The following is a 21079-nucleotide window of genomic DNA, read 5'->3' as shown; positions in this document are numbered from 1 at the left end:
GTTATCTGTTAATCAATTTTAGTCGACAAAAGTATTTCATCCATTACTTCTAGCATTATTGCGCAACCTTCACGTATTTCATCGTCTGAAATTGTAAGTGGCGGCGTAATTCTTATCGCGCATCCTTCAAATAGTAACCAGAATAAAATAAGGCCTTTGTCTTGACATTTTAAAATCACTTCATTCGTTATTGCTGCGCTACTTGTCATTGCGGCCAGCATTAACCCTTTTCCTCGAACTTCTTGTATCAAAGGGTGTACCAAAAGTGATTTAAACAGCATTTCTTTCTCTAGAGTCTTGGGCATCAGATCGGTTTCAGTAATTTCTTGCAAAGTAGCCAGGCAGGCTGACGCAATGACAGGGTGCCCTCCAAAAGTGGTGATATGTCCCAGTTTTGGATTATCACTTAGTAAATCCATCATCACCGTTGATGCAGTAAAAGCGCCTACAGGCATTCCGCCTCCCATTCCTTTTCCCATTACAACAACATCAGGGACGACATCGTAATTCTGGAAACCAAATAGTTTTCCTGTTCTTCCAAAGCCCGGTTGGATTTCATCAAGAATCATTAGCGCTCCCACTTCGGTGCAGCGTGCGCGTACTTTTTTTAAAAAATCATTATGAGGTTGAATAAATCCAGCACCACCTTGAATTGTTTCTAAAACTATACCTGCGGTTTTTGTCGTTATTTTCGCTAAGTCGGCTTCATTGTTAAAGGTGATAAAATCGACGTCAGGGATTAAAGGGCGAAAAATTTGTTTGCGCTCCTCAAAACCCATTATACTCATCGAGCCCATGGTATTTCCATGATAGGCATTGTGACAAGAAATCAATTGACTGCGACCCGTAACGCGTCGTGCCAGCTTTAACGCTCCTTCAATGGCTTCTGTTCCTGAGTTAACGAGATACGTCTTGTCTAAAGGTGGCGGTAGGAGAGATGCTAAAAGCTTGCAATATTCTACTGCTGGGCTTTGGGAATATTCCCCATAGACCATCACATGCGAATATTTATCCAATTGATCTTTAATGGCTTGGTTTACTCTCGGCGGTTGGTGTCCTAACGTACAAGCCGAAACACCTGCCACAAAATCAAGGTATTTTTTATTATTGGTGTCGTAGATATAAGAACCTTTTGCATAGGATACTTCCATACCTAATGGATAAGGAGAAGTTTGTGCCTGATATTGTAAGAAATCTTGATTCACGTTTTTTGCTTAAAGTTTTAAAAAGGATAAAGAATAGTTTTTAAACTATTGGATTTACTTGTCGAGTTTTGAGTCTCCATAGAATTAGAAGTGCACCAAAAATAATGAAAGGAATACTTAAAATTTGTCCCATATTTAAAGGCATCTGATTCTCGAAAGCTTCTTGATTTTCTTTGAAAAATTCGATTATTAATCGTGCTGAAAATAATAGCACCAGAAAAATACCAAAGAGTAAACCGTCTCCTTTTTTTGTATAATTAGATTTATATAAAAATTGTAACAAGATAAAAATTAAAAAATAAGAGAAAGCTTCATACAATTGGGTGGGATGTCTCGGAATTAAATCATCTTTTTGAAAAACAATTCCCCAATTCCCGTTAGTTGGTTTTCCATAAATCTCCGAATTCATAAAATTACCTAACCTGATAAAAGTTGCGGCAACTGGAGCTGCGATTGCAATACGATCGAGAAGCCAAAATAGATTTATGTTGTTTTTTCTGTAAAATAATAAAATTGAGATCAACACTCCAATAATTCCACCGTGACTTGCTAAACCTTGGAAGCCAATAAATTTATATACCCCTGCAATTTTTTTTATGGGTAAAAGGATTTCCATTGGATGATGAAAAAAATAACTGGGTTCATAAAATAAACAATGTCCTAATCTTGCTCCCAGAATTGTTCCGAAAATAATATATACCAAAAGGCTATCTAATATTTCTACTGAAACCTTTTCTTTAATAAATATTTTTTTAACGATACTATAGGCAAGTAAAATCCCGATGGCAAACAATATTCCATAATACTTTAGGGGAAAACTATCTGTTATCCAGAAAATTGTAGAGTCAGTATTCCAGTAAATAATTTTATCAGTCATATTTATAATCTATTTATAGTAGCGCTTTGATTATCAATTCTTATTCTGAAAACTACTTCTTGTCTTTCTTTTCTCCTTTGGGAGCTTGGGAACTTTTCTTTTTATCATAGTTCAAAGTTTCCTTTCGGATTTTCATCGGAACATTTTCTTTTGCATCCTCCTTTTCACCTTCTTTTATCATTTTATTGTTGAGTTCATTATCTTCATCCGAAAATATATCTTCCTTTGATTTAATCCTTTCATCACCCCGCCACACAAGCCCCTTCAGTTTTCTTGCGTTTTCTGGTAGCTCTTTTTCGGGATAGATTTCTCCGTCAATTTGCTTGAAAAAAGTAATCGTTTCGACAGCATTATCTTCTAAAATAAGATTGATTTTGCTACTCACATTTTTATTGATACCAATGAGTTCTTGTGCTTCATTACGCATATAGTAGATTACCTCTGCATTTTTTACGATATCGACATCATGTAGTTTGCCTTCTATAAACTTTCCGTAGAGATTTTGCCCTTTTACCTGATTGTATCCAGTTCCCAAGGTGTCTTTAGAGACTAGAAAGGTGTTATTGAGTACTTTGAGCGAATCGAGCTCTTGAGTAGCATTGTTTCCTATAAGATGCATCACATCGCCTGTAATCTGGTTGTCTCCATTCCATAGTACTGGGTTTCCTATCAGTTTTGTTAAAGCTGTTTTTGAACTTGAATGTATCGAGTCGCATTTTCCGCTCATGTCTGTTTTAAAAAAACGCACATTAGTATAGGCTCGAATAATTTGGTCGCCCTCTTTACCAGTCACCATTAATTTCTTACCGTGAATATAAACGGAGTCATTTTCGACAAAATTCACAGCTACCGCTCTTTTAGTGACAAACATAGAATCTTGTTTTTTATATATTTCGGCATAATGTCCCTTTACAATTCCGCGATTGATAGAATCTGTGATTTTTACATTACGGGTTGCCGAAGCGAATTCTTTATTTCGATCATAATACAAACTATCTCCTTCAATGAGTCGGTCTTCATATTTTATATAAGACTTTCTAAGGAAATGGCCCAGATTTCTTTTGGTATCATAAAACCCTTTTTCGGTATAAATATAATTTTTCTTACTAGTAATAGTGGATGGCCCAAAAAGATAGGAGTGCCCTGAATTTGTAAAATAATCCACATGATTGGATTTAATTACATAGGTAGGATTAGTGATGGTAACAGCCGTTAAGAACTGGAATTTTTTTTGATTCACATAATATTTCCCGGATTTACTTACTAATGTGTTGTCTTTATTGATAATTGTTCCTTTTGTATTGTAATATACTTCCTGGGAATTTCGATCAAAGTTTATCGTGTCCGTTGCTAAAGTAGCATCTGGAGAACTCATGAAAGCCTCGCCGGTTGCAAAAGCTTTTTTTGCATTTCCACTGTACTCCGCATATTTACTATTGAGAAATAAAGTATCTCCCTGTACTAATTGCACATTTCCAAAAGCTTTAATGTAATTTTCTTTTTGAAAATAATAGGCTTTATTGCACGTTAGGACAATACCATCGTGATTAACGCGCACGTTTCCAGTAAGTAAAAAGGCATCGGGCATTTCTGCTTGATTTACATCTGCAAAATCAGAATGTTCAACAATAATTTTTTTTGGTGCTTGTGCCAAAACTGATTTTGAACTTAGTATTGCTAAACAACAACAGATGAAAAATAGGTACTTCTTCAATGGATTTATTTTTTTTCAAATTTAAGAAAAAGGAAACAATCCTAATCTATATTAGCATTTATTTATAAATTCAAAATCATTAGGGACCAGAGGTATTTTAATTCGTTTGTTAAGTTATGAACAAATAGATAAACTCTCTCGTTGTAGTACTTGTTTTATATGCTTTATTCGCCCGGATTAATAGAGATAAACTGGAAATTTTAAAAAAATAGATTAAATTTAAAAACTAAATGTCTAAGTCTTTATTTTTGTAAAAATGAAATCGCACAGGCAGTAAAACTAATCATAAATGATAAAAAAAACAATACTTATTGCGTCGATAATTTTAATTCTTGTCACCGTAGCTTGTAAGACTGCAGCTTTACCAATGAATACAGAAAAAGAAAATACCACCAGAGAAAAAAAAATAGTTGTCTATCAGGTTTTTACTCGTTTGTTCGGAAATAAAAATAGAAATAACAAACCTTGGGGAACCATTGAAGAAAATGGAGTAGGGAAGTTTAATGATTTCACGGATGAAGCGCTCGATGAAATCAAGGATTTGGGAGTTAGTTATATTTGGTACACCGGAGTGCCACACCATGCTTTAGTTAGGGATTATACGGCAATTGGCATCTCAAATGATGACCCAGATGTTGTAAAAGGGAGAGCAGGTTCTCCTTATGCCGTAAAAGATTATTACAATGTAAATCCTGATTTAGCCGTTAGTCCGGCACATCGTTTAGAAGAATTTGAAGCACTTATAGCGAGAACTCATAAGGCAGGGTTGAAGTTGATAATTGATATTGTACCCAATCATATTGCACGAAAATATGAAGGAAAAAACAATCCTGAAGGCATTAGAGACTTTGGGGCAGATGACGATGTATCTGTAGTCTATAAGAGGGATAATAACTTCTATTATATCCCAAACTCCCATTTTGAAGTGCCGGATACGGCTGCGCCATTAAATGGAGAAGTAAACCCAATGAGCGATGGTAAATTCACTGAAGTTCCTGCTAAGTGGACTGGGAATGGCTCTAGCATGGCAAAACCGGATAAGAACGACTGGTATGAAACGGTAAAGGTAAATTACGGTATCCGTCCAGACGGCACTAAAGATTTTCCGGAGCTTCCTGCAGGCTATGATACAAAATCAGTGGCAGAACATTTTGACTTTTGGAACGGCAAAGAGGTACCTGATTCCTGGAAAAAATTCAAAGATATCGCATTGTTTTGGATGGCAAAGGGCGTAGATGGATTTCGATATGATATGGCCGAAATGGTTCCTTATGAGTTTTGGAGTTATATGAATTCAGCAATTAAGATGCAAAATGCAGATGCTTTTTTATTGGCAGAAGTATACAATCCTAGAGAATACCGAAATTACATTCGCTTAGGAAAAATGGATTATCTGTATGACAAGGTAGAGACCTACGATAAATTAAAAGAAGTGATTCAAGGAAAGGCGTTGCCTGACGAACTTTCAGACATTCAGCGCGGAATGAAAGATATTGAACATCATATGTTGCACTTTTTGGATAATCATGACGAGCAACGTTTGGCTAGTCCAGAATTTGCAGGTACTCCAGAAAAAGGAAAGCCTTTGATGGTTGTTTCTACAACAATTAGTTCAGCGCCTACCATGATTTATTTTGGGCAGGAAGTGGGCGAGGCTGGTAATGAAAATGGGGGTTTCGGGACACATTCCAGAACTTCAATTTTTGATTATGTCGGAGTGCCAAGTCATCAGCGTTGGATGAATAATGGCAAGTTTGACGGAGGACAACTTACAGATAAGGAAAAGTCGCTTAGAGATTTTTATAAACGATTACTTAATTTTTCTGTTAGCAGTTCTGCATTAATGGGCGAATTTCAAGAAATTCAAACCTTGAACAGGCAATCAACAATGGGTTTTGATCCAGGTATTTATGCATTCACGCGTTGGTCTGATACTCAAAAACTAATTGTGGTCACTAATTTTTCTTGGACTACCACCAGTAATTTCGAACTTAAAATTCCTTCAGATGTTATAGCAATATGGAATTTAATGGATGGTGATTACACTATTACAGACCAGATTTATAATAATAGCACAATCCTGCTGCATGTAGTCAATGGAGAAGGAAAAGCGAAGATTACAATTGCACCTTCAGAGTCCTTTATTTACCAACTATAAGGTCTTTTTAATAGATTAGTTCTACAGAATTAAAGGGTTAAACTAAAAATGCTGATGCCTACTACTTTGGTAGCTCATCAGCATTTTTTTTGCTTAGTATTGATTTTTAGTATTTTCGCCTTAGAGCGGCCTCGTAATTTTCTCCAACCTTAGCCCAGTTAATCACATTGAAAAAAGAGTCAATATAATTTCTTCTTCGGTATTGATATCCCAGGTAGTAAGCATGCTCCCATAAATCCAAAGCTAATATTGGAGTTCCAGGAACAAGAGCGTTTTTCATTAGGGGATTGTCTTGATTTTGAGTGCTTGTTATTTTTAGCTTTCCAGATTTGTCAATGACCAACCAAACCCAAGCAGAACCAAATTGATTAGTTGCCTCAGTTTTAAAAGCCGTAACAAAATTTTCATACGAGCCAAAATCTCGTGATATTATGCTTGCCAATGTATCTTTAGGTGCTCCTCCTGTATTTGGAGCCATTGATTTCCAATACAGGGTATGGTTGTAATATCCTCCAGCATTGTTTCTTAAATCAGCATTGTTTAGGTCTAACTTTGCTAAGATGTTTTCGATAGGTTGATTTTGATATTCAGTCCCAGCAATGGCATTATTAAGATTATTGGTATAGGTTAAATAATGTTTTGAATAATGCATCTCTAGCGTCAAAGGCGATATTGTGGGTGCCAGAGCATCATAACCATAAGGCAGTTTTTCCAATTGAAATGAACCGCTATTTGCTTTTACATCTTCAGGAAACCCAATAGTTACTTTTTCCTGCGCAGTAGGCAATGGTACTTCAACTACTTCCGTTAGTTTTTTGTTGTTACAAGAAACTAAAAAGCTAATTAGAAGAAAGGAATATATTAAAAGAGATATTTTTTTCATTGATAGTATTATTTTTCCGAAAGGGAATTGATTATTTCAATGTACTGCTCTTTTGCTTCATCAGCCGATAAATGGCTGATTTGCATCCAAGCATTAGTTTTAAAAGCATCCCTCAAATGATACGTTGATGTTTGCCTTGGTTCTAAAGTGCCAAAAGTGGCCTGTTTGTAGCAGGCATAGAGACGTAGCTGTACATCCTGTGGTAAAGATGCCTGAGTCATTCCAGAAGCGATAGTAACTGCTGCTTGAAATCTAGTATCTAATTCTTTTTTAATCATTATTCTTTTGTTGCAATAATAGTTTTTCCTCCAACTGCTTTTTGATTAAGCACAACATTGATTGGAGTTCCAATAGGTAAAAACAAATCGACTCTGGAACCAAATTTAATGAAGCCAGCATCAGTCCCTTGGACAACCTGCATACCTTCCTCAGCATAATTCACGATTCTACGCGCTAAGGCTCCAGCAATTTGACGGTATAAAACAGCACCAAATGTATTGTTTTCAACTACAATGGTAGTTCGTTCGTTTTCCTCACTCGCTTTTGGATGCCATGCAACAAGAAATTTCCCAGGATGGTATTTGCTAAATTTTACAATTCCACTCATTGGATAACGAGTTACATGTACGTTAATAGGTGACATGAATATAGAGACTTGCAAACGCTTGTCCTTAAAATATTCTCCTTCATAAACTTCTTCTATTACAACTACTTTTCCATCAACTGGAGCTAGTAATTGGTTTTCATTTAGTATAACAGACCTTTTCGGGTTTCTGAAAAATTGTAAGATGATGACTAATATCAAGAAAGCGCCAATTTGAATTAGCTTTCTAAGCCAAATGGTGTCAATAAAATTGTCAGATAGTAATAATACAGTTGCTGTAAAAATTATACCCAGTAAAATAGTCTTGGTTCCTTCTTTATGAAACATAGTTTAAAATTTGATAAAATAAAAATACAATTGGTGCTACAAATATAACACTATCTAGTCGATCTAGCACGCCACCATGGCCCGGCATTATTTTTCCGCTGTCTTTTACCCCAGCAACCCGTTTAAATTTAGATTGAATTAAATCACCGATGGTTCCAAAGACGCCTACTATTAAGGCAATGATAATCCAAATGAATATTTTTCCTTCAGCGATCTGAATGTAATATTTTGATATTAAATAACTGGCGATAACGCAAAACACAACTCCTCCCATAAATCCTTCAATCGTTTTCTTAGGGGATATGCGTTCGAACAATTTTGTTTTTCCAATAGACTTTCCTACTATATAGGCAAAACTATCATTTGTCCATATTAATATAAAGATACTGATAAGGATTTTGGGGTTGTATCCATTAATTCCAAATGGAATTTTTGTCATGATAACAAAGGGGAATATGATGTAACCTACTAAGTAAATGTATTTTGAAAAAGAATCAATTTGGAATATTTTAGTATCAAAAAGAAAATGAATGCATTTTAGAAAAACTAGCAATGTGAAAGAGAGCACAATCAAGTCAAATGTTTTGTTAAATTTTAACTGATAAAGTGTACCGCTTGTTGCAATTGTTATTTTATAAAAAAGGATATAAGTTGTAGCGGCAATTATAAAAGGAATAATTTTATGAATTTTAACTAAATTGCAAAATTCTACAGTAGCAATGAGGAGAAATACTCCAAACAGAATAAAGAAACTTTCTGGTGAATTTAGGATGGAGGCAATTAATAAAACAACATAAACAGCTCCTGAAATAGATCTCTTGAGGGTTTCATTCATTTTAAAGATCTTCTAAAAGCAGCAAATAAAGATTTTTAGCGGCACTACCATATTGGGTAAAGTCTTCTTCTTTTGCTTTTTCAAAATATTTTATAGCGGTAATATTCGTTGGTATATCTCTATCGTACTTCTTTTTTATAGCAGTTAGTCCATCACTTTTTATTGCAACAATTTGCGATGTTTTTGCTACAATAACAATATTAATAGGCAATTCATTCGGTTTGTGCTGTTTTATTTGTTTTGAACAAAACAATATAGAACCTTCTTCGGCTATTAGACTTTCGCAATTAGATAAAAGGAATTTATTTTCAACACCCTTTTCATAACTGAGTTTGTTTTCTTGGAGTAAAGTAAAAAGTTTCGGTTCAAAACATAGCACGTTACTTTCGTACCAATCATTTTCTTGAAGAATATTTTCGAATTGTTCTTTAACGTCCTCTAAATTTTCACAATATAGAAATTTACCTCCGTTTTTTTTGAAATTATAGATAAATTGTTCGTCTATCGGCATGTTGATTTTGTCCGGAAGAAAACTACTGTTTCCTTGCTCTTTTTCCTCATCTGAAGCTGAAATACTAGAACCAAAGATTTTTCTGAAAAGACTCATATTTTGTTAAGGTGCTTTATATATTAAGTTGATACCGTCCAAAGATAAAAAAATCTTAATTCAAAAGGGGATTTTGAATTAAGATTTTAAAAATAATTAAATTAGTATCTTATTTAAGATACTTTTTCTTCAAGATTTTTATCAAAGGTTCTTTTTCCGAAAATAGCTTCTAAATCATCTTTAAAGATTACTTCTTTTTCAATTAGTATATCGGCTAGCTGATTCAGCTTGTCTTTATTCTCTTCTAAGATATCAATGGCTCTTTGGTACTGTCCTTCAATAAGTAATGAAATTTCAGTATCAATGATTTTTGCCGTTTCTTCAGAATAAGGCTTAGCAAAATTATATTCGCTTTGTCCTGTTGAATCATAATAGGTTACATTCCCTATTTTATCATTCAATCCGTAAACAGTTACCATAGCACGAGCTTGTTTGGTTACTTTTTCTAAATCGCTTAAAGCACCTGTTGAAATTCTACCAAAAGTAACTTTTTCAGCTGCTCTTCCTCCCATTGTAGCACACATTTCGTCAAGCATTTGGTCTGCACGAACAATTAAACGCTCCTCAGGTAAATACCACGCTGCTCCAAGACTTTGCCCTCTAGGAACAATAGTTACTTTGATCAGTGGTGCTGCATGTTCTAACATCCAACTTACGGTTGCGTGTCCTGCTTCATGGATAGCAATTGCTTTCTTTTCGCCAGGAGTTACAATTTTGTTTTTCTTTTCTAAACCACCAACAATCCTATCAACAGCATCTAAGAAATCTTGTTTATCAACAGCAGTTTTGTTGTATCTAGCAGCAATTAAAGCCGCTTCATTACAAACATTAGCGATATCAGCTCCTGAGAAACCAGGTGTTTGTTTAGCTAAAAATTCAGTATCAAGACCTTCCACTTTTTTTAGTGGTGCAAGATGTACTTTGAATATTTCAGCACGCTCCCGAATGTCTGGTAAGTCTACAAAGATTTGTCTGTCAAAACGACCGGCACGCATCAATGCTTTATCGAGAACATCTGCTCTGTTTGTTGCTGCTAATACAATTACATTTGAGTTGGTACCAAAACCGTCCATCTCAGTAAGTAATTGATTTAAAGTATTTTCTCTTTCGTCATTTCCACCTGACATATTGCTTTTTCCTCTTGCTCTACCTACAGCATCAATCTCATCAATAAAAATGATCGCTGGAGATTTTTCTTTCGCTTGTTTGAATAGGTCACGTACACGTGATGCTCCTACACCTACAAACATTTCAACAAAATCAGAACCTGAAAGAGAGAAAAACGGTACTTGTGCTTCTCCTGCAACTGCTTTTGCTAATAAAGTTTTTCCTGTTCCAGGAGGCCCCACAAGTAAAGCTCCTTTTGGAATTTTACCACCAAGATTAGTGTACTTCTCAGGATTTTTCAAGAATTCTACAATTTCTTGTATCTCTTCTTTTGCTCCTTCGAGTCCTGCAACATCTTTAAATGTGGTTTTTACATCTGTTTTTTCGTCAAAAAGTTTTGCTTTTGATTTTCCAATATTGAAAATTTGTCCACCGCCGCCACCGCCGCCGCCTGACATTTTTCTCATTATAAAAATCCAAACACCAATGATAATAATGATTGGAAGTAAACTGATGAAGATATCAGACCAATTGCTTTTTGATAAGAAATTAAAATCTTTTAATTTACCTTCGCTAACTGCCTTTTCTAACTTTGTTTGTAATATTTCATCATTACCAATTACAAAAGTATAGTGCGGTCCTTTGTTAGGACTGTCAAATATATCCTTTGCTACTTTTTTGTGTTCACTTAATTTTAGTGCGCTAGCAGTTAGGAAAACTTCGGCGTCCGCTTTATTATAAACGATTACTTTTTCAATTTCGCCTTTATCTAAAAGTGCATTAAATTTAGAGGATGTTAATTGTGCTGGTTCTTGCAAACTTGAGCTACCAGTTACGAAACTAATAAATAGGAAAATAAGTAGGATGGCTGTATAAACTAGCCAAGGGCTTACTTTAAATTTATTAGGAGTTGGATTATTATCTTTAGCCATTCTTCTGTTTTTCTATCTTTAGTATTTGTTTTCTATTGTAGTTATTTTTGCGTCTCCCCACAAACTTTCGATATTGTAATATTCACGTATTTGTTTTTGGAAAACATGAACTACTATATTAACATAATCCATAAGTACCCATTCTGCGTTGTCAGATCCTTCGACGTGCCATGGTTTATCTTTTAATTCTTTTGAAACAGTTTTTTGAATGGAGTTAACAATTGCGTTAACCTGTGTGTTTGAGTTTCCGTTGCATACAACAAAATAGTCGCAAACTGCGGTGTCAATATCTCTTAGGTCGAGAATATCTATGTCATTTCCTTTTACTTCTTCGATTCCCTTAATAATGTTTGCCAGAAGGTCATCATTATTTATAGTCTTTTTTGCCATGAATTATTTTTATATAAGTTTGTAAAGTTACCATTTTTTGTGATTATTTTTGGCTCTTAACATAATATTAAATTCTGTTGCATAAATAATTACAAAATGAAACTAATCAAACTCGATGCCATAGATTCAACAAATGAATTTCTTAAGGGATTATCAAATAAGCAGGAACTAGATAACTTCACCGTGGTAATTGCTGAAAAACAAACTAAAGGGAAAGGACAGATGGGGTCTGTATGGGACTCTGAGGAGGGTAAGAATCTAATATTGAGTGTTTTTATTAAGGATCCGCTGTTAAACGTAAACCAGATTTACAACCTCAATATCGCCATTGCATTAGCCGTTGTTACCGCTTTAGAAAGCTTTAATATTCCTGAATTAAGTATTAAATGGCCAAACGACATTATGTCATATAATTTTAAAATTGGTGGTATTCTGATTGAAAACAGCCTTAAAAGTGACGGAACCGTATCTTCTGTCGTGGGTTTAGGACTAAATATTAATCAAACAAATTTTGAAAATTTACCTAAAGCATCTTCATTAGCTGTAATTTGTAAAACGCAATTTGATAAAGAGCAGGTGCTTTTTAATATTATCGAAAAAATAAAACAAAATGTGGATTTAGTACAGCGCGAGCCGCAGTATTTATGGTTACAGTACACCGAGAGACTTTTTAAAAAAGGTGTTCCTATGCCTTTCAAAAATAAGTTTGATAAAAATTTTATGGGAATTATTCAGGGCGTTTCACCGATGGGAAAATTGCAGGTTTTACTAGAAGACGATTCGGTTTCACAATTTGGAATTAAAGAAATCCAAATGCTGTATTGAATAGCAAAGGAATCAATTGTTACTTTTTATTTAAGAATCAGATTATTTTTTTATCTGAATTTTGATTGTTTTTAGGAACTTTGGGTTCTGTTTTTTATTCCAATAAATGATGTAGATTGTTCCTGAAATACTAGGTGTTATCCAAGCGATTAAATTTTCATATCCTAGTCCAGCTAAAATAAAAGCTGTTATTGAAGCGATCAAAGCTCCTATCATTTTTCCGATATGTTTTGATAGCCAGTTTTTATTGGTCGCTGAAATGCTTGCTTAAAAAGCAAAATCTTTGATGGTCATAAAAAGCCCAAATCCGCCAAAGAATGTAAATAGTATTCCATTTTCTAGACTGTTCAATTGGAAATATATTCCTAAAGCAACCATTACAACTGAAAATAATAGCATAATTCCTGAAATTAATTGATCTATTAAATTGCCTTTCATTTTACGTTTAAATGTCAAAGCTCTATTTCCAGAGAGAACAAGATAGATGGAAAACAATCCAATCAAGAACAGAAATATATTTTGATGTTTTGGCATGCAGCAAATAGGTAGTGAGATAATCGAGCTTTTTATCATTCCAATCGAGAATAGTTTGCCCATTTTTTTGTGTAATGACTTTCCTTTTGGGACAATAATAGTTCCAATTCCTGCAATTAAGCCAACTCAGCCAAAGAATGCATGGATGTAAATTAAAATCGTAATCGCTTGCTCCATTTTGATATTTTTTAGTTTAATGGCTCAAACTTCGGATAATGATTTACTTTTTTATAAAGTTTATTACTGAACTGTATTTTTTCAATTATGATTTGTTGTTTAACGTTTTAGTTTAGAGATAAAATAAAAAAAGCCCGTTTAGAATTTCTAATCGGACTTTTAAATTGTATTAAATGTGAAACTATAGTTTAGTCATGTTTGTGGCTAAAGCTTCGATGAATTTACCAATAGGGCCTTTTATCATCATCGCCATCATCGGGTTAAAATCGCCTTCGAAATCAAGCTTAACAGCACTAGAACTATCTGAAACAGTATCAATATTTGCTATTAAAGTAAAAGGTAATTTATCGCTTGCAGCACCAAGTACCACTTTACTTGGGGCTACTTTTTCTTTCATCTTTAATTTGATTTCCGGCATCCCTTTTAATCCAAAAATAAAAGCATCTTCTCCGATTACCTCAAATTTAGCTATGTTATCTGGCATTAATTTTTCAAAGCTTTTTACATCAGTCAATAAATCAAATAATTCTTGAGCTGATTTTTGAACAGTAACTTTTGGACTTTCTAAGTTCATATTGTGTTAATTTTATTTATTTTCGACATCCCAAGTAGATGGAGTGACACTCCATTCTCTCAAGGTTTTTTCTTCTTTTTCAGTGATATAACTTTTGGCAACAGCGAGATTCAACAAATTTTGATAATTACTCAAAGTGTATAAATCAAGGTTAGCATCTTTGAAGTTTTGTTCAGCTACATCAAAACCGTAGGTAAAGATGGCTGCCATCCCTTTGATATTTGCACCAGCTGCACGCAAGGCTTCCACGGCATTCAAGCTGCTATTGCCTGTGCTAATCAAATCTTCTACAACAACTACATTCTGTCCTTTTTGTAAGAAACCTTCCACTTGGTTTTGACGCCCGTGTTTTTTAGCTTCTGGTCGAACATATACGAACGGAAGTCCCATGCTCTCGGCAACAAGTATTCCAATTCCTATTGCTCCAGTAGCAACACCGGCAATAACATCTGGTTTTCCAAATTGTTTTTCAATGTGTTTAGAAAATTCATCTCTAACATAATTTCTTATTGCTGGAAATGAGAGGATTAGGCGATTATCACAATAAATAGGTGATTTCCATCCAGAAGCCCATGTAAAAGGATTTCCTGGATTCAATTTAATTGCATTTATTTGTAAAAGCAATTCGGCTGTTTTTTCGGCAGTATCTTTATTAAAAATCATAATACAAATGTATAAAGTTTTTGTTAACGACAAACCACTTTTTTTGACAAATAAAATTTCAAAAGAAACAGATTTTCAATTGTTCTTACTGGAAAGTATAGACATTGAGCAACTTATCATAAAAATATTTCAAAATAAAATTCAAAAAGCCTATCTCTATCATCCCGATGAGAAGGAAATTATGAAGACTTTGAAAGCTAAAATTCCAGTTTGTAAAGCGGGAGGAGGCTTTGTCTATAATAGAAATGGGGAGGTTTTATTCATTTTTAGGAATGGAAAGTGGGATTTACCGAAGGGTGGAATCGAAAAAGGAGAGGAAATTGAAGATACCGCGATGCGTGAAGTCGAAGAAGAGACAGGAGTAAATCAATTGCGGGTTACAAAAAAACTCCAAAAAACGTATCATATTTTCAAACGCAACGGGAAATACAAGCTTAAAATTACCCACTGGTTTGAAATGCAATCTGATTTTGATGGCGTACCACAAGGTCAATTAGATGAAGGTATTGAAAAAGTAGCCTGGTTGAAGCCAGAGGAAATTCCAATGGCTTTAAAAAATTCATACGAAAACATCAAATTATTATTTGAAGAAGAAGCGCTTGTTAAATAGTGCTTTCTTATAAGACACGATAGATTGGGTACTGTAAATGGGCTTTTTCATAATAGACTGAGTTTTTGTAAACCCAGTCTAATTGAGCTTCGGGGCTTTTAGCAAAGATGAGATCATCGTTTTTTTTCTGTTCCAATTCCGCTTTCAGTTTTGGATTGTCTTTCAAGATTTGAGCTGCAGTATCCTCAAAAACATAGTCAGAGTATCCTTCTTTTTGTTGTAACATGGTATCGAAGAAATTCCAATTGAAAAAAGAATCTATTCCTTCTGGTTCTAGCGTTTCTAACAAATATTTCACCCCTTTTTGTTGTGTTGAGACTAGATAATCTCCTTTGGCGAAAGCTTTAGTTTCCTTTTTAGCGACTAATTTAGTGTCTCTATGGATGTAATGCCCTTCGTAAGCGGCACCCGAAGTTTTATAATCGGCAATTTTATAACTTTCTACTTCGATTAGACTGTCCTTTTTTAACTGGTGAAACGCAATGTTATTGCTTTTTAATAAATCAATGATATTCCAAAACGCTTTCGGGATTATATAGGCGCTAGGAATGGTTATTTCTTTTACAGATTTATATTCTTTTAGATAGCGGATGTCTTTCTTGAACGGTTTGCTTCTATCATAGAACAATCGATTTCCATTAGTAACTTCACTTTTTTTATGTCCGGCTTCGAAACCTAAAAATGAAAATTTTGAGACTTTTGTAGTGTCAATTTCCCATTTGATAGCGTAGGATTTTTTAGGCGTATACTGTTCTTCGTTTTTCAAGCGCATTTGTTTGATTTTATGGTAATTAGTATCCATAAAGTCAATTGTGGAGCGCATATAATCGTAGGTTGCTTTTACTCTATCATCATATTTTTTTAGCATGTGAGTTTCTACCACAAATCCGATTGTATTAAATAACGAAGTGTAGCCCGTGGAATATCTGGGGCTGTCAAAAAACTGCATAAAACCATTGTCTGGTGTTTCGCTGAACGCATTGACATATGGAGTAGTAGGAACGTTTTTTTTCTGTAGATCATAGACTATTAATGGCATCATTTCTTTATCCAAATAGTTGCCTAAAACAGTTCCTAACTGGTTCTGTTGTGTCATGATGTAGGTCAGTTTGTATTGATAGTCGGCGCCATTGCTTACATGGTTGTCTATAAAAACATCGGGGTTTAGTTTGTGAAAGAGTTCTGCAAAACTTTTAGTATTTCTAGTGTCTGATTTAATGAAATCCCGATTCAAATCATAATTTCGACCATTGCCTCTAAAACCATAGATTTCTGGTCCGTCCTGATTCGCTCTTGTGGTCGAATTTCTATTTAAGGCGCCTCCGATATTATAAACTGGAATAGTGGATACAATCGTATTCTTTGGAATTTTAATTTTTCCTAAAGCCAAATCACGGAATAATTGCATCGTTGCATCAATTCCATCAGGTTCTCCAGCATGAATGCCGTTATTTATCAGTAGAATTGCTTTGTTCTTTTGGATTTCGTTAAGATTAAAAGACTTTTCAGGATTAAAAATTACGAGATGTAAGGGTTCACCACTGTCTGTTGTGCCCATTTCAATCAATTTTATGGTGGGGAAATCAGTTGCTAGTAGTGTATAATAATCGATAGTTTCTTTATAGGTTGCCGATTGATTTCCGTTTCCTTTTTCGAAAAAAGTACTGTATTTAGCATCTTTTTGAGCAAAATTTGACAAAGAAAACAGTAAGAATGCAACAGCGTAGAATCTCATATCTAGTTTTTTTATAGTGTAAGCCAAAAGTAATATTTTTTTAAGCGTAATTTAAAAGATAGAATTCATAAAAATGAAAATGATGTCTGAATACTAAAAACTGACGACTGACCACTTTTTTTAATTACTTTTGCAAAATGAATCAGAGACACCATTCCAACAATATACTTTTGAATTTAGGCATCGAAAGCCTAAATGAAATGCAGGAAGCAGCACAAGAAACAATCTTAAATGATAACAATGTTTTGTTGCTTTCACCTACAGGTTCAGGGAAAACCCTAGCTTTTTTATTACCTATATTAGAAATGTTACAACCCGAAATTATTTCGGTTCAATGTTTAATTCTAGTTCCTTCAAGAGAATTAGGATTGCAAATTGAGCAAGTTTGGAAAAAAATGGGGACTGAGTATAAAGTAAATGTTTGCTATGGTGGCCACTCTATCGACACAGAAATCAAGAATTTAAGTAATCCTCCAGCTGTTTTAATAGGAACTCCGGGACGTATTGCAGATCATATTGATAGAGGTACTTTTAGAACTGATAAAATACAAACCTTAATTTTAGATGAATTTGACAAATCATTGCAATTGGGTTTCCATGAGCAAATGTCATTTATCATTGGTAAATTAACCAAACTGAACAAACGCGTTTTAGTTTCGGCTACTTCAGATATCGAGATTCCAAAATATACACGAGTAGTTAATCCGACAATTTTAGACTTTATACCAGAAAACGAGCAAGAAACTAATCTTTCTACAAAATTGGTTGTTTCTAAGGAAAGAGATAAGATAGGAAGTCTGTTTAATTTGATTTGTTCATTAAAATCAGAATCGGCTATTGTTTTTTGTAATCATAGAGATGCTGCAGAGCGTATCAGCGACACTTTAAACGAAAAAGGCATCTATTCTACTTATTATCATGGCGGAATGGATCAAGATGAGAGAGAACGCGCTTTAATTCAATTTAGAAATGGAAGTGTGAGTTATTTAATCACTACTGATTTAGCAGCTCGTGGTCTGGATATTCCAGAAATGAATCATGTTATCCATTATCATTTACCTTCAAAAGAGGATGAGTTTACGCATAGAAACGGTAGAACGGCGCGTATGCTTGCTACGGGAACAGCCTATGTTATTGCTCATGAGAGTGAGAAAAAAGCAGATTATATCAACTACGGAATGGAAGTTTTTAACTTGGAAGAGACGGTTTCATTGCCAAAACCTCCTCATTATCAAACGATCTATATCAGTGGTGGAAAGAAAAACAAACTAAATAAAATCGATATTGTGGGTTTCTTTTCTCAGAAAGGAAAGCTGGAAAAAGGGGATTTAGGATTAATTGAAGTAAAAGATTTTATTTCTTTTGCGGCAGTAAAATTTAATAAAGTAAAAGACTTGCTTCATAACATTCAAGATGAAAAAATGAAAGGCAAGAAGTTCAAAATTGAAGTAGCTAGAAAAGTGATTAAGAAAGAAGAGGAGTCTTAGCGCAGTGTTCAGTCTCAGTTAGCAGTATTCAGTTTTAAGAAAGTGTTCGGTGTTCAGTTTTTTAGTATTCAGATATTGAATGCGTTGAAGTGAAAACACTCACTTTAATTGATCGAAAAAGTATAAAAAAAACGTTAACAGAAAATGTACTGTTAACGTTTTTTTTGTTTTAAATATGTGACTAATCACTATTTTTAGTGACCACTAAAAACTGATTACTATATTTTCTTCACGTATTGTGTAATAATTACGATCGTTTGTCCGTCTACTTTACCTTCAATGTATTCAGCATTTTCATGATCTAGTCTGATATTACGCACTGCAGTTCCCTGTTTTGCAACCATACTTGAACCTTTAACTTTTAAATCCTTAATCAAAACTACTGAATCACCAACTTCTAGAATAACTCCGTTGCTGTCTCTGTGAATGACTTTATTTTCATCTTCTTCGCCTTCGCCAGTCGATTGAGCCCAGGCTAAAGTATCTTCGTCTAAATACATTTGGTCGATTAATTCTTGAGGCCAACCTGCAGAACGCAAACGGCTCAACATTCTCCACGACACCACTTGTACTGCAGTATGCTCGCTCCACATACTGTCGTTAAGACATCTCCAATGGTTTAGATCTTCATTACCCGGAGTTTCGATTTGTTCAATACAGGTACCGCAAGCCATGATACTTTCGTCCAATCCACCTTTTCTAGTAGGTAGTACTTCGTATACTTTTAGGTTTTCAGTTGCTGCACAAAGTTCACATTTCGATCCACCTCTTTTGCTTAATTCTCTTTCTATACTCATTATTGAAATTTGTTATGATTTGGCGAAAATACGGTTATTAAGTACTTTCTGCAAGTTTATGATTATTAGTATTTGTTTTAATATTCAAAAAGTAGGAATTATTTTTTTAAAACACATATGTTCATAGATGTGAAAAAGGAATTCCATTTTGTCTAGAAAACATAGGTTTAGCTGCTTACCACAAGTTAAGCACTATTTAACTCTCACCGCCTGTGGTACCAGCATTTGGTATTCACCGCCATTACGAATTACGTCTCTTACAATACTTGAACTGATGTATGAAGTACGTGCTGCGGTCAGGAGAAATACCGTTTCTATTTTTGACAGATGTCTGTTTGTGTGTGCGATGGCTTTTTCGAATTCAAAATCGGCAGGGTTACGCAAACCACGCAGAATGAAATCAGCTTTGATTCTATGGCATAAATCAATTGTCAAACCTTCATAAGTAATCACCGTAACTTTTGGTTCGTTTTTGAATGTTTCCTCGATAAAACGCTTTCGCTCTTCTAGGGAAAACATATACTTTTTTTCGGCATTGACCCCAATTGCAATCACTATTTCGTCAAAAAGTGAAACTCCTCTTTTTATAATGTCTTCGTGTCCTAATGTTATAGGATCAAAGGATCCAGGAAATATGGCTTTTCTCATTTTACTTTTTTCTATTTTGTCATTTCGACGAAGGAGAAATCTCTTTGTGTGGGTTTTCTCCTTCGTCGAAATGACAAGTTTGTGTTAGAATTTGTGCGGACATTGTCCCTTATTGATAGCTTAGCGCAAAGCCAATTCTATCGCATTTGCAAATAAATCTTCCAATGAAATTCCTGCAGCCAAGGCTTGTTGCGGTAGTAAACTTTCATTGGTCATTCCAGGAACAGTATTCATTTCTAGCATAAAGGGTTCGTCGTTTACAATGATAAACTCGCTTCTCGAGAATCCTTTCATTTTTAGTAATTCGTATGCACGTTTTGCAATAGTACCGACTTTTTCCGTCATTTCATCAGAAATTCTCGCTGGAGTAATTTCCTGTGATTTACCAAGATATTTAGCTTCATAGTCGAAGAAATCATTCTCAGAAACAATTTCTGTGATGGGCAAAACGGTTATAATTCCTTTATAGTTGATAACTCCCACCGAAACTTCAGTACCGTCAAGAAAGCTTTCTATGATGATTTCATTGTCTTCCTGATAGGCAACTTCTATTGCGATAGGCAACTCGGCTTCGGTTTTTACTTTTGAGATTCCAAAACTAGAACCTGCTTTATTGGGTTTTACGAAACAAGGTAATCCCACTTTTTTTACAATTTCGTCCGTATAGATTTTGTCTCCTTTATTTAAGTAATAAGAAACTGCGCTTTTTATACCGTAGGGTTTTAACACTGATAGCGTATCTCTTTTATTGAAGGTAAGTGCTGCTTGGTAATAATCACACGAGGTTTGAGGAATTTGTAACAATTCAAGATAGGCTTGCATGAGTCCGTCTTCACCTGGAGTTCCGTGTATTGCGTTGAAAACACAATCGAAATTAATTTTAGTACCGTTAACAGTGACCGAAAAATCATTTTTGTCGATGTGAAATTCGGTTTCACTATCGTCTACATAAACCCATTTTTCTTTGAATATGTGGATGCAAAATCCGTTGTACTTTGTTTTATCTAGGTATTGGCGTACGAGATTCCCGCTAATTAATGATATTTTATATTCGCTGGAATAGCCGCCCATGATAATGGCAATGTTTTTCATTCTTTTTTGTTTAAGGTTTTGAGTATAATATTTAAACTCAAATTTATGTTTTGAAAACGAATTGAACTAGCCCTGATAGTAGCGGCATCCTTTTCCTGTTTTCGTTTTTTAACGAGAATAGGAAAAGATATAGCGGATAGCAGGAAATAGCTCCTAATTAAGGTCTGACTTATCAAGGTACACTTTTCGTTGAACCAGTACCACATTTATAAAAATGAGGTTTGATACTCTCAATTTAGTAATGGTTCAAAAGTAGAAATGTTTTTTTGCTTTCTCTAAAGTCAGACGTTAAATAGTA

The 21079-nt window shown here is 34.5% G+C and carries 22 protein-coding genes; 4 read left to right on the top strand and 18 right to left on the bottom strand.

Going from position 1 to position 21079, the window contains the following annotated elements:
• Positions 1-8: 8 nt before the first annotated feature.
• From BMW63_RS07670 to BMW63_RS07660, 3 genes are read right to left on the bottom strand one after another with little or no spacing between them, the layout of a single operon-like run.
• Complete coding sequence (locus BMW63_RS07670; protein WP_074722878.1) at positions 9-1205, bottom strand: aspartate aminotransferase family protein; 1197 nt, start codon at positions 1203-1205, stop codon at positions 9-11.
• Positions 1206-1245: 40 nt separating this feature from the next.
• Complete coding sequence (gene lgt / locus BMW63_RS07665; RefSeq protein ID WP_074722877.1) at positions 1246-2082, bottom strand: prolipoprotein diacylglyceryl transferase; 837 nt, start codon at positions 2080-2082, stop codon at positions 1246-1248.
• A gap of 52 nt (positions 2083-2134) precedes the next feature.
• Positions 2135-3796, bottom strand: coding sequence for an OstA-like protein (locus BMW63_RS07660; protein WP_074722876.1), 1662 nt, complete (start codon positions 3794-3796; stop codon positions 2135-2137).
• 289 nt (positions 3797-4085) lie between these two features.
• On the opposite strand from BMW63_RS07660, the gene BMW63_RS07655 reads away from it, so the two are divergent.
• Positions 4086-5954 carry an alpha-amylase family protein gene (locus BMW63_RS07655; protein ID WP_074722875.1) on the top strand — a complete coding sequence of 623 codons (1869 nt, stop codon included), beginning with the start codon at positions 4086-4088 and terminating at the stop codon, positions 5952-5954.
• A gap of 106 nt (positions 5955-6060) precedes the next feature.
• On the opposite strand, the gene BMW63_RS07650 is transcribed toward BMW63_RS07655, so the two are convergent.
• The 7 genes from BMW63_RS07650 to rsfS form a co-directional block, all read right to left on the bottom strand.
• Entirely contained in the window at positions 6061-6837 is a 777-nt protein-coding gene (locus BMW63_RS07650; RefSeq protein WP_074722874.1) for a superoxide dismutase, read from the bottom strand.
• A gap of 8 nt (positions 6838-6845) precedes the next feature.
• Positions 6846-7115 (bottom strand): acyl-CoA-binding protein, encoded by a 270-nt coding sequence (locus tag BMW63_RS07645; RefSeq protein WP_074722873.1) that lies wholly within the window; start codon positions 7113-7115, stop codon positions 6846-6848.
• Entirely contained in the window at positions 7115-7768 is a 654-nt protein-coding gene (locus BMW63_RS07640; RefSeq protein WP_074722872.1) for a phosphatidylserine decarboxylase family protein, read from the bottom strand. Before BMW63_RS07640 ends, BMW63_RS07645 begins: the two co-directional genes overlap by 1 nt.
• On the bottom strand, positions 7758-8603 hold the full coding sequence (locus BMW63_RS07635) for a phosphatidate cytidylyltransferase (protein WP_074722871.1): 846 nt from the start codon (positions 8601-8603) through the stop codon (positions 7758-7760). The genes BMW63_RS07640 and BMW63_RS07635 overlap by 11 nt, the downstream gene beginning before the upstream one ends.
• Position 8604: 1 nt before the next feature.
• Complete coding sequence (locus BMW63_RS07630) at positions 8605-9210, bottom strand: lactate utilization protein B/C (protein ID WP_074722870.1); 606 nt, start codon at positions 9208-9210, stop codon at positions 8605-8607.
• A gap of 113 nt (positions 9211-9323) precedes the next feature.
• Positions 9324-11249, bottom strand: a complete 1926-nt coding sequence (gene ftsH / locus BMW63_RS07625; RefSeq protein ID WP_074722869.1) for an ATP-dependent zinc metalloprotease FtsH — start codon at positions 11247-11249, stop codon at positions 9324-9326.
• 18 nt (positions 11250-11267) lie between these two features.
• Complete coding sequence (rsfS, locus tag BMW63_RS07620) at positions 11268-11639, bottom strand: ribosome silencing factor (protein ID WP_074722868.1); 372 nt, start codon at positions 11637-11639, stop codon at positions 11268-11270.
• A gap of 96 nt (positions 11640-11735) precedes the next feature.
• Here rsfS and BMW63_RS07615 point away from each other — a divergent pair, with 96 nt between their 5' ends.
• Positions 11736-12464 (top strand): biotin--[acetyl-CoA-carboxylase] ligase, encoded by a 729-nt coding sequence (locus BMW63_RS07615; RefSeq protein ID WP_074722867.1) that lies wholly within the window; start codon positions 11736-11738, stop codon positions 12462-12464.
• Between the two features lie 42 nt (positions 12465-12506).
• Here the strand turns inward: BMW63_RS07615 and BMW63_RS18405 are convergent, their stop codons facing one another.
• The 4 genes from BMW63_RS18405 to pyrE all read right to left on the bottom strand — a co-directional run bounded on the left by BMW63_RS18405 (position 12507) and on the right by pyrE (position 14412).
• Entirely contained in the window at positions 12507-12680 is a 174-nt protein-coding gene (locus BMW63_RS18405) for a hypothetical protein (protein ID WP_245744919.1), read from the bottom strand.
• Positions 12681-12731: 51 nt separating this feature from the next.
• A complete protein-coding gene (locus BMW63_RS18400; protein WP_245744917.1) occupies positions 12732-13061 on the bottom strand; it encodes a hypothetical protein in 330 nt (109 codons plus the stop codon).
• A 295-nt stretch (positions 13062-13356) separates the two neighbouring features.
• A complete protein-coding gene (locus BMW63_RS07605) occupies positions 13357-13749 on the bottom strand; it encodes an orotate phosphoribosyltransferase (RefSeq protein WP_074722866.1) in 393 nt (130 codons plus the stop codon).
• Between the two features lie 12 nt (positions 13750-13761).
• Positions 13762-14412 carry an orotate phosphoribosyltransferase gene (pyrE, locus tag BMW63_RS07600; protein ID WP_074722865.1) on the bottom strand — a complete coding sequence of 217 codons (651 nt, stop codon included), beginning with the start codon at positions 14410-14412 and terminating at the stop codon, positions 13762-13764.
• Positions 14413-14419: 7 nt separating this feature from the next.
• On the opposite strand from pyrE, the gene BMW63_RS07595 reads away from it, so the two are divergent.
• A complete protein-coding gene (locus BMW63_RS07595; protein WP_074722864.1) occupies positions 14420-15022 on the top strand; it encodes an NUDIX hydrolase in 603 nt (200 codons plus the stop codon).
• Between the two features lie 7 nt (positions 15023-15029).
• On the opposite strand, the gene BMW63_RS07590 is transcribed toward BMW63_RS07595, so the two are convergent.
• Positions 15030-16757: a M14 family metallopeptidase gene (locus BMW63_RS07590; protein ID WP_074722863.1), complete on the bottom strand. Its 1728-nt coding sequence runs from the start codon at positions 16755-16757 to the stop codon at positions 15030-15032.
• Between the two features lie 137 nt (positions 16758-16894).
• Between BMW63_RS07590 and BMW63_RS07585 the strand changes: the two genes are divergently transcribed.
• Positions 16895-18244, top strand: a complete 1350-nt coding sequence (locus BMW63_RS07585; RefSeq protein ID WP_074722862.1) for a DEAD/DEAH box helicase — start codon at positions 16895-16897, stop codon at positions 18242-18244.
• A 218-nt stretch (positions 18245-18462) separates the two neighbouring features.
• Here BMW63_RS07585 and BMW63_RS07580 read toward each other — a convergent pair whose 3' ends face one another.
• The 3 genes from BMW63_RS07580 to BMW63_RS07570 all read right to left on the bottom strand — a co-directional run bounded on the left by BMW63_RS07580 (position 18463) and on the right by BMW63_RS07570 (position 20781).
• Positions 18463-19041, bottom strand: a complete 579-nt coding sequence (locus BMW63_RS07580) for a PhnA domain-containing protein (RefSeq protein ID WP_074722861.1) — start codon at positions 19039-19041, stop codon at positions 18463-18465.
• Positions 19042-19233: 192 nt separating this feature from the next.
• Positions 19234-19689, bottom strand: a complete 456-nt coding sequence (gene coaD / locus BMW63_RS07575) for a pantetheine-phosphate adenylyltransferase (protein WP_074722860.1) — start codon at positions 19687-19689, stop codon at positions 19234-19236.
• Between the two features lie 120 nt (positions 19690-19809).
• Positions 19810-20781 (bottom strand): D-alanine--D-alanine ligase, encoded by a 972-nt coding sequence (locus BMW63_RS07570; RefSeq protein WP_074722859.1) that lies wholly within the window; start codon positions 20779-20781, stop codon positions 19810-19812.
• Positions 20782-21079 lie beyond the last annotated feature (298 nt).

The sequence above is a fragment of the Flavobacterium frigoris genome, assembly GCF_900111075.1.
Taxonomy (GTDB): Bacteria; Bacteroidota; Bacteroidia; order Flavobacteriales; family Flavobacteriaceae; genus Flavobacterium; species Flavobacterium frigoris.
Note: the sequence above shows the minus strand (reverse complement) of the source record. Positions and strands in the feature narration are given on the sequence as shown.

Coding starts and splice junctions, on each gene's coding strand:
- lgt (WP_074722877.1), bottom strand. CDS start 2,082: ATGACTGATAAAATTATTTACTGGAATACTGACTCTACAATTTTCTGG.
- BMW63_RS07655 (WP_074722875.1), top strand. CDS start 4,086: ATGATAAAAAAAACAATACTTATTGCGTCGATAATTTTAATTCTTGTC.
- BMW63_RS07650 (WP_074722874.1), bottom strand. CDS start 6,837: ATGAAAAAAATATCTCTTTTAATATATTCCTTTCTTCTAATTAGCTTT.
- BMW63_RS07645 (WP_074722873.1), bottom strand. CDS start 7,115: ATGATTAAAAAAGAATTAGATACTAGATTTCAAGCAGCAGTTACTATC.
- BMW63_RS07640 (WP_074722872.1), bottom strand. CDS start 7,768: ATGTTTCATAAAGAAGGAACCAAGACTATTTTACTGGGTATAATTTTT.
- BMW63_RS07635 (WP_074722871.1), bottom strand. CDS start 8,603: ATGAATGAAACCCTCAAGAGATCTATTTCAGGAGCTGTTTATGTTGTT.
- BMW63_RS07630 (WP_074722870.1), bottom strand. CDS start 9,210: ATGAGTCTTTTCAGAAAAATCTTTGGTTCTAGTATTTCAGCTTCAGAT.
- ftsH (WP_074722869.1), bottom strand. CDS start 11,249: ATGGCTAAAGATAATAATCCAACTCCTAATAAATTTAAAGTAAGCCCT.
- rsfS (WP_074722868.1), bottom strand. CDS start 11,639: ATGGCAAAAAAGACTATAAATAATGATGACCTTCTGGCAAACATTATT.
- BMW63_RS07615 (WP_074722867.1), top strand. CDS start 11,736: ATGAAACTAATCAAACTCGATGCCATAGATTCAACAAATGAATTTCTT.
- BMW63_RS18405 (WP_245744919.1), bottom strand. CDS start 12,680: ATGATAGGAGCTTTGATCGCTTCAATAACAGCTTTTATTTTAGCTGGA.
- BMW63_RS18400 (WP_245744917.1), bottom strand. CDS start 13,061: ATGGGCAAACTATTCTCGATTGGAATGATAAAAAGCTCGATTATCTCA.
- BMW63_RS07605 (WP_074722866.1), bottom strand. CDS start 13,749: ATGAACTTAGAAAGTCCAAAAGTTACTGTTCAAAAATCAGCTCAAGAA.
- pyrE (WP_074722865.1), bottom strand. CDS start 14,412: ATGATTTTTAATAAAGATACTGCCGAAAAAACAGCCGAATTGCTTTTA.
- BMW63_RS07595 (WP_074722864.1), top strand. CDS start 14,420: ATGTATAAAGTTTTTGTTAACGACAAACCACTTTTTTTGACAAATAAA.
- BMW63_RS07590 (WP_074722863.1), bottom strand. CDS start 16,757: ATGAGATTCTACGCTGTTGCATTCTTACTGTTTTCTTTGTCAAATTTT.
- BMW63_RS07585 (WP_074722862.1), top strand. CDS start 16,895: ATGAATCAGAGACACCATTCCAACAATATACTTTTGAATTTAGGCATC.
- BMW63_RS07580 (WP_074722861.1), bottom strand. CDS start 19,041: ATGAGTATAGAAAGAGAATTAAGCAAAAGAGGTGGATCGAAATGTGAA.
- coaD (WP_074722860.1), bottom strand. CDS start 19,689: ATGAGAAAAGCCATATTTCCTGGATCCTTTGATCCTATAACATTAGGA.
- BMW63_RS07570 (WP_074722859.1), bottom strand. CDS start 20,781: ATGAAAAACATTGCCATTATCATGGGCGGCTATTCCAGCGAATATAAA.